Annotated in this window: 8 protein-coding genes; 6 read left to right on the top strand and 2 right to left on the bottom strand. The window is 34.6% G+C overall.

Annotated elements, in window-relative coordinates; genetic code table 11:
• The first annotated feature begins 85 nt into the window (after positions 1-85).
• From B0M43_RS22930 to B0M43_RS22905, 6 genes are all read left to right on the top strand, one after another.
• Positions 86-910, top strand: a complete 825-nt coding sequence (locus B0M43_RS22930; protein WP_078005551.1) for an alpha/beta hydrolase family protein — start codon at positions 86-88, stop codon at positions 908-910.
• Between the two features lie 454 nt (positions 911-1,364).
• Positions 1,365-3,200, top strand: a complete 1,836-nt coding sequence (locus B0M43_RS22925; RefSeq protein WP_078005549.1) for a PQQ-binding-like beta-propeller repeat protein — start codon at positions 1,365-1,367, stop codon at positions 3,198-3,200.
• A gap of 416 nt (positions 3,201-3,616) precedes the next feature.
• Positions 3,617-5,089, top strand: coding sequence for a glycoside hydrolase family 10 protein (locus B0M43_RS22920; protein ID WP_078005548.1), 1,473 nt, complete (start codon positions 3,617-3,619; stop codon positions 5,087-5,089).
• A 20-nt stretch (positions 5,090-5,109) separates the two neighbouring features.
• Entirely contained in the window at positions 5,110-7,614 is a 2,505-nt protein-coding gene (locus tag B0M43_RS22915; protein WP_078005547.1) for a beta-N-acetylhexosaminidase, read from the top strand.
• A 4-nt stretch (positions 7,615-7,618) separates the two neighbouring features.
• Positions 7,619-8,923: a serine hydrolase gene (locus B0M43_RS22910; protein WP_078005546.1), complete on the top strand. Its 1,305-nt coding sequence runs from the start codon at positions 7,619-7,621 to the stop codon at positions 8,921-8,923.
• A gap of 251 nt (positions 8,924-9,174) precedes the next feature.
• Complete coding sequence (locus B0M43_RS22905) at positions 9,175-10,323, top strand: exo-beta-N-acetylmuramidase NamZ domain-containing protein (RefSeq protein ID WP_078005545.1); 1,149 nt, start codon at positions 9,175-9,177, stop codon at positions 10,321-10,323.
• A gap of 92 nt (positions 10,324-10,415) precedes the next feature.
• On the opposite strand, the gene B0M43_RS22900 is transcribed toward B0M43_RS22905, so the two are convergent.
• Together B0M43_RS22900 and B0M43_RS24555 are read right to left on the bottom strand one after the other, a co-directional pair.
• The gene (locus tag B0M43_RS22900; RefSeq protein WP_168199983.1) at positions 10,416-12,203 is read right to left on the bottom strand and encodes a BspA family leucine-rich repeat surface protein; all 1,788 of its coding nucleotides are present in this window, start codon (positions 12,201-12,203) and stop codon (positions 10,416-10,418) included.
• The gene (locus B0M43_RS24555; RefSeq protein WP_168199982.1) at positions 12,203-13,078 is read right to left on the bottom strand and encodes a hypothetical protein; all 876 of its coding nucleotides are present in this window, start codon (positions 13,076-13,078) and stop codon (positions 12,203-12,205) included. Before B0M43_RS24555 ends, B0M43_RS22900 begins: the two co-directional genes overlap by 1 nt.
• Positions 13,079-13,377 lie beyond the last annotated feature (299 nt).

Genomic DNA, 13,377 nt, shown 5'->3' with positions numbered 1-13,377 from the left:
TAAGTAATTTAAGGCTTTATGAAATTAATATCTGAATGGTAAAAAAAAGATACTTATTTTGACATAATAATTAAAACAAGATTTTATGAAAAAAGCAATCTGCACCCTATTTCTGATGTTTGTATTTTTTTCTGCGAAAGCAGCTAAAACAGATACAATTCAGGTTTTTAGCCCTTCAATGAATAAAAGCATTAAAACCTGCGTGATAACGCCGGATGATTATAAAAAAAGCAATAAAAAATTCCCTGTTGTTTATTTGCTTCACGGTTACAGCGGCAATTATGGCAGTTGGGCAAAAGACTTTAAGGATCTTGCAAGACAGGTCGATCAATATGGTTTTATAGTAATTGGTGTTGATGGAAATTTTTCAAGCTGGTATTTTGATAGTCCGATAGATCCAACTTTTAAGTACGAAACTTACGTAATAAAGGAATTAGTTCCTTTTGTAGATAAAAATTACAAAACCATTGCCAGCCGCGAAGGCAGGGCAATATCCGGTCTTAGCATGGGCGGACACGGCGCTTTGTATTTGTCATTTAGACATAAGGATGTATTTGGCGCAGCAGGAAGTATGAGCGGTGGAGTCGATATTCGCCCGTTTCCTGAAAACTGGGATATCAAAAAACGCCTAGGAACACTAACAGAATTTCCTGAAAATTGGGAGAAAAATACCGTTACCAATATGCTTGAACTGGTAAAAGACAACAAGCTGAAAATGATTATAGATTGCGGTGTAGATGATTTTTTTATGGATGTAAACCGTGAACTTCATAATAATATGCTGACCCTAAAAATAAATCACGATTATATAGAACGTCCGGGAAAACACAATATTGAATATTGGGAGAATTCCTTAAAATTTCAATTGTTATTTTTTGATAATTTTTTCAAAGAAAACAAATTGAAGTAAGAAATTATGTTTTGCAATTCACACATTAGCAATACATAAAAATTGGTTTGGTTACCTATCCTAACAGGTTTTTTAAACCTGTTAGGTATTTTTTCAGTCACAGATTTAAAAGTTTTTTCTCGCCGCAAATTGCACAAATTTTCACGAATTAAATCTGCTAGAAAAAAGGTTAGCCACAAATTAGAAGGATTAAAAAGGTTTTTTTTCGCCACAAATTTCACAAATTTACACGAATTAAATCTGCCGAATCTGCCAAATCTGCGAGAGAAAAGGTTAGCCACAAATTAGAAGGATTAAAATGATTTTTTTACCGCAAATTTCACAAATTTTTACAAATAAATCTGCGTGAAAAAAAATAACACAAGATATATCGTAGAGGCGCACAGCAGTGCGTCTAACACAACGTAACCACAAAATAACTTAAACAATAGTTTAATAATTTAAAAACAGCGCAATGAAATATCTATTATCCAAAATATTATTAATTTTTATAATTGCGTCTGGCTTTAGTCAAAAAATAGAAAAATCAGGAATTATAAAATTTGTACAACTTACAGATTTACATGTTTCTCCGGGAAATGAAAATGATTTTTTGTTGCAGAATATTATAAAAGAAATCAATAAATCTGATAATGAATTTGTGGTGGTAACGGGAGATTTAACCAATCGTGGTGCCGATGATGAACTTAAAAATGTCCATGCTATTCTTTCGAATTTAAAAATTCCGTATTATGTTATTTCCGGAAATCACGAAACCAACTGGAGCGAAAGTGCCGGTTTAACCTATAAAAAAATATGGGGCAACGATCGCTTTGTATTTTCGAAAGGAGAATATCTTTTCATAGGATTTCCGTGTGGTCCTTATATGAAAATGGGAGATGGTTTTGTAAAACACGAAGATGTGCTTTGGCTGGATAAAACCCTAAAAGACAGCCTTAAAAATAACAATAAAAAAGTCCTGAATTTTGCACATTACCCTTTAGATAATAGCGTAAGTAATTATAAAGAAGTGCTTCAGGTTTTAGAAAAATATCCTACTGTCGCCAGTTTTTGCGGTCACGGACATACTTTAAAAAAATATGATTTCTCAGGCTTAAGCGGAATTATGGGCACGTCGATTACCTCACGCGATGGTAAAACCAAAAGTTACAACGAAGTAATTATCAGTAAAGACAGTATTCGTATTTATCAGAAACAAATTGATCAACCGGGTGTTTTTAAATTTTCGGTTCCGTCGACACCTTCAAAAATTGAAATTCCAAAAGATTCAGGAACAGATATTTCTCCTTTTGTAAAAGATATTGCTTCTATTTATAGTGTTCCTTCTTTTGATAAAAAGAGCCTTTTTTTCGCTAATTCGATTGGGGAGATACAATCCGTTAATTTGAAAAATAAAGTACTGAATTGGAAAAAAGAAACCGGAAATGCCATTTATTTTTCTCCAACATTGGTAAAAAACAACCTTATTATTGGTACAATCGAAGGAAATATACTGGGATTTGATACACAATCCGGCAATCAAAAATGGAATATTCTTGTTGGTGGTGTTTTGGTAGGTTCGCCAGTTGTCGAAAATAATAAACTTTATACAGCAAGTTCTAATGCATTTATTTGTATCGATGCCGTTAGCGGAAAAGTGATCTGGCAAAATAAATTACCTGAGTCTTATTCACAAGGAACTCCTTTGATACATGGTGATAAAATTATTTTTGGTGCATGGGATACCAATGTGTATTGTTTGAATAAAAATACGGGAACACTCATTTGGAAATGGAATAATGGTAATAATAAACAAGTTTTATATTCGGCCGGAAACGTGAATATGGCGGCATCAAAAAACCGACTTTATCTGGTTACTCCTGAACGTTTTCTGACGATTGTAGAAATAGAAACCGGTAAAACTCTTTTAAGAACTTCGAAATGGAAAGTAAGGGAATCGATGGGAAAAAGTCAGGACGGAAAATGGTTTTATGCCAAAACAATGGAAGGCGAACTTTTAAGATTACCACTTAATGATGATCTGGAACTGACGGAAGAAAATTTGGTAAACCAAAGCAAAGTTTTAGATCTAAAACTAGGATACGAACATAATCCTGCGGGAATAGTAGAGAATAAAAACAAAATATATACAGGCAGCCGAAAAGGTGAAGTTGTTGTGGTGGATGCTGAAAAATTTGAAATTATAAAACAAATCAATTTAGGAAGTTCCAGTGTAAATGGCTTCTCGGTTGACGATCAGGGAAAAGTTTGGACATCTCTTATAGAAGGCGGTATTTATTTATTAGAGTAGTTATGTTGTTAGTTATCCTAACAGGTTTTTAAAACCTGTTAGGTATTTTTTCGCTACGGAGTAAAATTTTTTTTTCGCCACAAATTGCACAAATTTCTGCGAATTGAATCTGCCAAATCTGCCGAATCTGCGAGAGAAAAAAGATTCCAGAAATTACTAAGTTAAAGAATAAAATGAATTATTTATAAATGATGATTATTTGCAATTATTCCGTCCAGTTTGTCATTTCGACGAAGGAGAAATCCTCGCAAGAAACTCGACAACGATCGGCTTTTAGGAATGGAGCTGCTTGCGAGGATTTCTCCTTCGTCGAAATGACAATATTGAGTAAAACTTTGCTCGAAGAGGTATCGGAATTACGATTGATTTCTCTGCCAAAAACATAAAAACATATTAACTAACCAAAAATAATATTTATGAAAAGTTTAAAAATAATATTTCTAGTAGTATTGTTTCAAACCAATATTTTTAGCCAGCAACCAGCAAAAAGAGAAATGCGTGCTGCGTGGATATCTACGGTAGACAATATAGACTGGCCGTCGAAACCTGGCTTGTCAGACAAGGAAATGAAGACCGAAATGATTACGATTTTGGATAATTTACGATCTTATAATCTGAATACCGTCGTTTTTCAAATTCGTCCTACTGCAGATGCTTACTACAAATCGACCAAAGAACCTGCTTCGCACTGGATTACAGGAACACAAGGAGTTGCTCCGGGTTTTGATCCGTTGCAATTAATGATTGATGAAGCCGGAAAACGCGGAATGAGTGTTCACGTTTGGCTTAATCCGTATCGTGTGCAAAAAGATACTACTAACGAAGTGCTTTCAAAAAATCATTTGTTTTTTAAGAAACCTGAACTGTTTCTTACTTACGGAAAAACAAGATATTTTAATCCGGGATATAAAGAAACCAGAGATTTTGTAGCTTCTGTAGTGGGCGAAATAGTCCGTAATTATAACATTCAGGCCATTCATATGGATGATTATTTTTATCCTTATAAAATTGCAGGACAGGAATTTCCTGATCAGGCGGCTTTCGCCAAAGAGCCACGGGAGTTTAAAGACAAAGACGATTGGAGAAGAGATAATGTCGATTTGATCATCAAGCAAATACGCGATACCATAATTGCGAATAAACCAGATGTCGAATTTGGAATTTCACCTTTTGGAGTCTGGCGAAATATTGCCAAAGATTCGCAAGGTTCGAATACCGTGGCCGGAGCAACCAATTATGACGATTTGTATGCCAACATTTTGAAATGGCAAAAAGAAAACTGGATCGATTATGTTACGCCACAATTGTATTGGCACATAGGTTTTGACAGAGCTAATTTTGAAGTTTTGGCAAAATGGTGGGCATCGCACAAATATGGAGCCAATGTTTATATAGGTCATGGAGTTTATAAGCTTTCGAAAACGGCGAAAGAAGTAGAGTGGAGAAGTCCGGATCAAATTGTGAAACAAATAGAAATGATTCGTACAATGCCTTTGATTGATGGTTCGATGCATTTTACAGCAACCAATTTTCTGAAAAAAGGAGATACGCTGAGGAAACCTCTTATGGAAAAACAATATAAATACATCGCTTTAACGCCCGAAGCGAACAGGGTTACAAGGATAAAACCTCAACCACCGGTAAATGCTTCGATTGCTCAAAAAGGCAGCACTGCAGTTCTGACATGGAAAGCTGGGGTAAACAATCAAAAATATGTGATTTACAGATTTCCTAAATCAAAAATAACCGATTTCTCTAATCCGGAGAACATTTATTATGTAACAACAGCAACAAAATTAGAGGTTCCGAACGCTAATTTACAGCAATATACCTACGCCATTACCGCTTTGAGTAATACACAAACAGAGAGCAGTCCGATACAATTTTAATAAAACAAAAGTTTAAAAAGATGAAAAAAAGTATTTTACTAATCGCCATTTTCCTGAGTTCCCTGAATACGATACAGGCTCAGCAACTGGATATAATCCCGAGGCCTGTAAAAATAGAACAGAAAGATAAAGCGTTTATAATTCCTTCATCGCCGAAGATTATTATTGACAAAAAAATAGAAAAAAGTATCCTTTATATTGCAAGTGATTTTTCAAAAATTACTGGAATTACGGCATCGGTTGTTAACGGAAATAAACAGGAAAAAAATACAATAGCACTTTTGGTAGATGAAAAAATGAGTCTTCCAAATGATGGGTATCAATTGAGTGTCAATAAAAAAGGAGTTTTGGTAAAAGGAAAAACGCCAAATGGAGTACTGAATGGTTTTCAGACTTTGCTACAAATCTGCTCTGCAAAAGATGTAAAAAAAGGAACAATTCCGTTTGTAAAAATCGAAGATTATCCTCGTTTTGACTGGCGCGGAATGATGCTCGATTGTTCCAGACAATTTTTTGATAAACAAACGGTTGAAAATTATATTGATTGGCTGGCAGCACATAAAATGAATGTTTTTCACTGGCATCTTACTGATGATAACGGCTGGAGAGCCGAAATAAAATCAATGCCGGATTTGACTGCAAAAGGAGCCTGGAGAGGACCGGGCGAAGTGTTATTGCCATCCTACGGTTCTGGAAACAAACGTTATGGAGGTTTCTACACTCAGGAAGATATGAAAGAAGTGGTTGCTTATGCATCTGCCCGAGGTATTGCTGTAATGCCCGAAATTGAAATTCCGGGACATTCGCGTGCGGTAACAGCAGCGTATCCTGAGATTGGTTGCGCTATAACGCAGGAACTTAAAAGTGTTCAGGGTGAAGTAAAAAATGTTTGGTGTGTAGGACGTGAAGAAAACTACCAAATTTTAGATTCGATTATTAGAGAAGTTTCGGGAATTTTTCCTTTTGAATATATTCATATTGCAGGAGACGAAGTCAATCGTGCCAACTGGGAGCATTGTCCAAAATGCCAGGCTTTGATGGCGAAAGAAGGATTTACAGATAGTTTTCAGCTTCAAAATTATTTCTTTAGAAGAGTTCAAACCATTGTGGATAAATATCATAAAAAAACAAATGGCTGGAATGAAATTTTAAAAGGCGGAGAAATAAATCCAAACACTTTAATTAGTGCGTGGCAGGGAATAAGCTACGGAATTGAATCGGCTAAAAAAGGACATGAAACCATTATGATGCCAGGACAATATACGTATTTTGATATGGCACAATCTGAAAATGAACGCGGGCATCGCTGGGCAGCCATTACAGATACCAAAAGGGCGTATTCGTTTGAACCAATTCCGGAGAATGAGTTAACATCTGAGCAGCAAAAACTGATAAAAGGTGTTCAGGGTGCTTTATGGAGCGAATATCTGGATCGTCCAGCAAGAATTATGGAGTACCAAAGTTACCCGAGAATTGCTGCTTTATCAGAAATTGGATGGACGAAGAAAGAAGATAAAAACTGGGATGATTTTTACGGAAGATTAACGCACAGTCATTTACAGCGTTTGGCCAATATGGGAATTGCTTTTAGGGATTTTCCGCCAACGGCAATTTACAAAAGCGGAACTATTACCGTAACTCCGCCTTATGATGGAGCTGTTGTGCGTTATGATGCGCAAGGAAATGAACCTACAAGACAATCGCCTTTGTATACCAATCCAATTCAGACCAAAGAATACGAGCAATATATGTTCCGTACTTTTTTTAATGAAGATGTGGCGAGTCCTGCTGTAAAAGTCGAAAAACTGCCGGTTGCCAACTGGAATACTTCTAAAATTGAAGTGGTAAACATTTCGGAGAATATTTCTGAAAATGTAGACAAAAAAGGAATTTGGTACCTCACTTTTGAACCAACAACTGATGCAAGTGCGAATGGAAGTATCAGATCTGTTTCACTTTTTGAAAATGATCAATTGATACAAACTTATGCAGAAGAAAAAACACTGAAATCAAAACCTCGTTTGCGATTTGTGATCGAAAATTACAACGAAAAAAATACCTATCGTTTAGATTTTGTAGTGGATAATAAAGAAGCTAGAGAATCTTCGGCGAAGGTAAATTTTAATTGTTCTCCTTATTTAGAGCCAGAAGTAAAAGTCACCTCATCGATGGCGGAGAATCCTAAATTCCCTATTTCGAAATTAGAAGATTATAATATAGAAACGTATTTACGTACGGATGTTGCCTGCGCAAATGGCGACTGGATTTTATACACTTTCACCAATCCTGTTGTTTCCTCAAAAATTGATGTATTAACAGGGATTCCGCATCACCCGAGATTTATTGTCAATGATGGTCATGTCGAATATTCATACAATGGTGTCGATTTTGAAAAAGGAGACAGTTTTGATTACGGAAATGCATCGATTTATCCAAAACAGCCTGTAAAAGCCGTTAAGATTATGATAACGGCCACAAACAACGAACCTTTGATGGCGGCTCAGGATTTAAGAATTAATCCATAAACAAATGAAAAAAATAGGAGTTAGAATTGTAGTTGTCTTTTTGATTTTTTTAGGGATAAGTTGCCAGTCGCTTAAAAAATCGAATAAGTCTTTTGATACAAAGCAAAATGAAGTTTTCATCGACTCGATGATGAATAATGCCTTAGGAAAAGGATTTTTTCCGGGAGCACAAATTATTGTGGGTAGTAAAGATTCTGTTTTCATTTTGAAAAATTATGGTTATCATGATTACTCAAAAAAAGAATTAGTAAAAACAGATGACGTGTACGATTTGGCTTCTATGTCGAAGGTTTTAGGCGCAACACTGGTAATCATGCGTTTGGTGGGCGAGGATAAAATAAATGTAGACGATAAATTGGGCGAAACTGTTCCTTTCTATAAAAACACGGCTATTGCTGATTTAACTGTTTTTGAATTATTAACGCACACATCAGGATTAACGCCAAGTATTACTTTTTACCAAAGTTTGCTTTCTACGCCTGACGGATCGCCTTTGTTAAGCAATCAGCAATCTGAGAATTATCCGGATTTGTTTGATACGATGTATGTAAATAAAAATATTGTTTACGATTCAAACTACCTTTCTTTCGAACCTAAAGATCAGTATGTTCAGGTGTATAAAAATATGTGGATCAATCCTGAATTTTACAAAACAGTTTATGGTAAAATTGCTGTTGCCAATACACATGAACGTGGTAAATATTTGTATAGCGATCTCAATTTGCTTTTGGTACAACAAATCATAGAGACAAAAACAGGGCAGAAACTCGATCAATTGGCTAAAGGAATTTATAGTGAATTGGGGATTTCAAAAATTGGATACAATCCGCTAAAATGGACTTCGGAGGAAAATGTAATGCCAACCGAAATTGATAATTTTTTCAGAAAAGATACGATCAAAGGTTATGTGCACGATGAAGCAGCGGCTATTTTGGGAGGAGTTTCAGGAAACGCAGGTTTATTTGCCAATGCACAATCGATCTCAGTGATTTGCCAAATGCTTTTGAATAATGGTAAATATCACGGAAAACAAATTTTAAAGTCAAAAGTGGTAAAAGAGTTTACAAAATCACCGCTTGTAAAAAAAGGAATCTACCGTGGACTTGGTTTTGATAAACGTAAACCGGATGAATTTTACAAGAAAAATGATTTTGGACATACTGGTTTTACAGGAACTTTTTTCTTTATGAATCCTGAAAATAACAGGTTTTTAATCATTCTGACGAATCGCGTAAATCCAACGAGAACAAACAGATTAATGTACAAGGATGATTTTACTGCTAAAATTTGGAGGCAAATTAATAAGTAAAAAGGTTTGCCACTAATTGCACGAATTTTCACGAATTAAATTTTAAAAATCTGTGGGCGAAATTTAAACACTCGCGGTAGCTATCAGGATTGTAGGATTAAAATGATTTTTTCTGCCAAGAATTCACGAATTAGTTTATGAGTGAAAGCGAAAAAAGCAACCGTGAATTAAGCTAATGTATTCGCAATAATTCGTGAATTCGTGGCGAAAAAAAAAATATAATCTGTCGCAAACGAAAAAACATAAACTTTATGAAAAGACTAACTATACTATGCGTACTAATTTCAGCAGTATCTTTTGCGCAAAAAATAAAAACGGGAGCAGAAAATTATACCGCTTATCTGCCTTTATTAAAAGGAAAAACAATTGGTATTGTCACCAATCAAACCGGTATTATCGATTCGAAAACTCATTTGGTTGATTTTCTGGTTCAGAAAAACATCAAAATCAAAACAATTTTTGCGCCTGAACATGGTTTTCGTGGTACAGCCGATGCCGGCGAACACGTATCTGATGAAATTGATTCAAAAACGGGTTTATCTATTACTTCTCTTTACGGTAAAAACAATAAACCAACTCCAGAGCAACTGAAAGGAATTGATATCATGGTTTTTGATTTGCAGGATGTAGGAACGCGTTTGTATACCTACGTTTCTACGATGCATAGAATTATGGAATCTTGTGCTGAAAATAATATTCCGCTAATTGTATTAGACCGACCAAATCCAAATATTGCGATTGTTGACGGTCCGGTTTTGGATATTGCTTTTAAAAGTGGAATAGGAATGCATCCAACGCCTTTGCTTCACGGAATGACTTTGGGTGAAGAGGCCAAAATGATCAATGGTCAAAAATGGCTGAAAGACGGCATTCAATGTAATTTGACCGTGATTCCGTGCTTGAATTATAACAGAAGCATGACGTATAGTTTGCCGGTTCGCCCTTCGCCAAACTTACCAAATGATCAATCGATTAATTTATATGTGAGTTTGTGTCTTTTTGAAGGAACAAACGTAAGTATGGGACGCGGAACCGAAAAGCAATTTCAGATTTACGGTTCGCCTTATTTACCAAAAAGCGATTTTGCATTTACGCCAAAACCTAATTTTGGAGACAAAGATCCTTTGTATAATGGTGTAGAATGTAATGGAGAGGATTTATCGGCAATACCGAGAATTAATAAACTCGAAATTAAATGGCTGATTAAAGCGTATCAAACTACGGCAGATAAATCGAAATTTTTCGATAAAAGAAAATTTTCTATTAGAGCAGGAAATGAAAAACTGCAACAGCAAATCGAAGCAGGAATTTCGGAACAAGAAATAAGAAACAGCTGGAAAGAAGGTTTGCAGGAATTTAAAAAAATGAGAAAGCAGTATTTGATTTATAGAGAGAGGTAGGGTTTGGAAATTTTAGTACAATAAAAATAAAAAAGGGAATAGTGATATACTATTCCCTTTTTTATAGAATTCATTGTGTTAATTTTTTCGAGTTATATTCCTCCATCTTGTATAATCCAATTATTTGGAGAAGATGCTAGAATTGCTTTTCCTACACTTGAGGCAGAGGTTGGCTTTGCACCATTAAAAGTTATGCGAATTGAGGGTTTAACAGGTCTCGTACTCCATCCATTATAAATAGCATCTAGATTAGCACGTGAGAAAGTCAGAGCAGTTTTGTGTTGCATGAAGTTTACAAAATTTATTACATTTGAAATATTCCAGTTTCCAATATTTTGATCAAATGCTGTAGCACCTGAAAACATTGAATTCATATTTTGTGCATTAGAAACATTCCAAGAACCGATATTTTGGTTAAATTCGGTAGCAATTGAAAACATATCCTGGAATAAAGTAACATTTGAAACATCCCATGAACTGATATCCTGATTAAAAGAAACGGCACCTTGAAACATTGAGTTCATCCAATTTGCCCTTGTCACATTCCAACTTCCAACTGGTTGATTAAATACTTTGGCCCCGCCAAAAAGTTGAGCCATATTTATTTCTCCTGTAGTTTTAAAATTCCAATCATTAATACTATTGCTTCCTCCATTGTTAAAAGATTGAGCATTTCCAAACATTAAGTTAAAAGTACCCCCTTTTGAAACATTCCAATTTCCAATATCTTGATTAAATGCGATTGCATTTTGAAACATACTTGTAAAACTTGTTACGTTACCAGTATTCCAGTTTTCTATAGGTTTATTAAATGATGAAGCATTGCTAAACATTGCTGCCATAGTAGTTACGCTGGATGTATTCCATCTATTGATATCTTGATTAAATGCTGCGGCACCATTAAACATATTAGACATGTTGTTTACTTTTGATGTATCCCATTCTCCAATATTTTGGTTAAACGATGTGGCGTTACCAAACATATTAAACATGTTTATACAGGACGATGTATTCCATCTGTTAATGCTATGATTAAATGCTGTGACACCGTAAAACATATATGACATATTTTTTGATTTGGAGACGTCCCAATTTTCAATAGGTCGATTAAATGCCACCGCACCGCTAAACATAGAAGTTGTATCAGTAACATTTGATGTGTTCCATTTACTAATATCCTGATTAAATGCTTTGGCTGTCATAAACAGATAGCTCATATCTGAGACTTTAGAAGTATCCCAATTTCCAATATCCTGATTAAATAGAGTATTAATAAACATTCCGCTCATACCTACGCAGGATGAAGTGTTCCATCCACCAATATATTCATTAAATGATGGAGAATTAGAAAACATATTAGAGAGATTAACGATTTTTGATACATCCCAATCATTAAGTTTATTAATCGTTGTTAAGGAAGCGCAGTCATAAAACATAAGATAAAAAGAAGTGAATCCAGTAGTTTGTAATGTATCCTCAACAGTTGTTAATGTTAAGTTTTTACATGAATAAAAACAGCCATATATGCTATTTAATATTCCTAATTGAATACTTCCCCATTTTTGTATCGATAATATTTTTAATCTTTCACCCGAGTTAATATAGAAAGACCAACCCTTACATTTACCTAAAATAGTTATCGTATATGTTCCCGGTACACTATAGGTATGTATTGCAGATGCATAATTTGTAATAACAGATGAAGTGCCATCACCCCAATCTATATTAAAATCATAACTGCCATTTGGCATTAATGGTAGTCTTATCTGGTTATTAGCACTAGAACCAGTAGTAATGTTATCCGTTTTCCATGTAGAAATAAAAGGTTTGTAAGTTAATTTATTTCGTCCAAAAACTGTATTTTGTAATAGGGCACTCATTATACTCCTAATAATAAAATGCCATTTGTATTGCCTCTTTTTGTAAATGTGAAAATTTGTTTTTCCGAAGTTACAGAAGGTGTTCCAAATAACCAGGTGTGTGGAGCAGTAATTGCCCATGTTACATTTACTCCTGATAATGTGATACCATTAAAAATAAAGCTTTCTAGTATTGAAGAAGGAACGGTAATCGTACAACTAGTAGTAAATAATACTGTTTTACCATACCAATCAGACGGAATAGATTGACTTGTACTTACTTCTATTTGCGTTGTAATGTCTTGTTTAGATAAATCAATATTTCCAGTTCCAAGGATAGATTCTCCATTTATAGTTTTAAAATTATTAGATGTAACTAAAGTTCCGCTTGTTGATGGAAAATTTAAATCTAAATCAGTCTGTACATCTGTATTAAAACGAATAGTTTTGTAAGAGTCATTTGTTCCTATCGCCAATTGATTTGGAGCAGTTGTGTATACCGTTGCTCCAGCAGCTCCTAATATAATAGCTCTCGGGTACTGATTTCCAGCTCCTGCATAATAACCCAAAGCAGTAACCATTTCTTGTATCGTCCCATTACCTGCATTTTTACCAATAAAAGTTGATTTTCGACTTAGACCAGCCATACCGCCAGATCCTAATTGAACCGCATCTTCACTTTCTGCTCCAACAAAAATCTGCATGCCTTCATCACCGTTACCAATCCACATGTTTTTTGTTGCATAATTACCTGCTTCTAAAACAGATTGTAAATCTTGCTTACCTGGCATGGTTTCGCTGAATTCCAATTCTCCTTTTTCGTTTGTTACTAAAATTTTACCCGGCTCATCTGTTTCTAAGTCAGATACTTTTATTCTGTTGTGATTTGTGTTCATTTTTGTGGTATTTAATTTGTAATAATAATTTGAAATCTTTCTTGACAATTGTAAATTGATGTCTTTATATCAGATGTATTATTGATATAGTGTATTATCTTGGGTTCTATTGACACCGCTTATTCCTAAGTCTTATTTGCAATTTGGGAGCAAAAAAGTTTTAATTCTAAAATTCACTTTAATCATTTTAAATTTTTGGTAAAATGTTTCGAAATGAGTTCTAAGAGTATCTTTTGAATGTTTTTAATTGGGTCTTTTACACTGGACCTATGGAGTATTAGATACATATTTTTTTATCT

It is taken from the genome of Flavobacterium sp. KBS0721 (assembly GCF_002007065.3).
Lineage (GTDB): Bacteria > Bacteroidota > Bacteroidia > Flavobacteriales > Flavobacteriaceae > Flavobacterium > Flavobacterium piscis.
The sequence above is the reverse complement of the archived record's forward strand: the minus strand, read 5'-3'. Positions and strand labels throughout refer to the sequence as shown.

Excerpts from the sequence above, each read along its gene's own strand:
- B0M43_RS22900 (WP_168199983.1), bottom strand. The coding sequence starts at position 12,203 with ATGAGTGCCCTATTACAAAATACAGTTTTTGGACGAAATAAATTAACT.
- B0M43_RS22915 (WP_078005547.1), top strand. The coding sequence starts at position 5,110 with ATGAAAAAAAGTATTTTACTAATCGCCATTTTCCTGAGTTCCCTGAAT.
- B0M43_RS22920 (WP_078005548.1), top strand. The coding sequence starts at position 3,617 with ATGAAAAGTTTAAAAATAATATTTCTAGTAGTATTGTTTCAAACCAAT.
- B0M43_RS22905 (WP_078005545.1), top strand. The coding sequence starts at position 9,175 with ATGAAAAGACTAACTATACTATGCGTACTAATTTCAGCAGTATCTTTT.
- B0M43_RS22925 (WP_078005549.1), top strand. The coding sequence starts at position 1,365 with ATGAAATATCTATTATCCAAAATATTATTAATTTTTATAATTGCGTCT.
- B0M43_RS22910 (WP_078005546.1), top strand. The coding sequence starts at position 7,619 with ATGAAAAAAATAGGAGTTAGAATTGTAGTTGTCTTTTTGATTTTTTTA.
- B0M43_RS24555 (WP_168199982.1), bottom strand. The coding sequence starts at position 13,078 with ATGAACACAAATCACAACAGAATAAAAGTATCTGACTTAGAAACAGAT.
- B0M43_RS22930 (WP_078005551.1), top strand. The coding sequence starts at position 86 with ATGAAAAAAGCAATCTGCACCCTATTTCTGATGTTTGTATTTTTTTCT.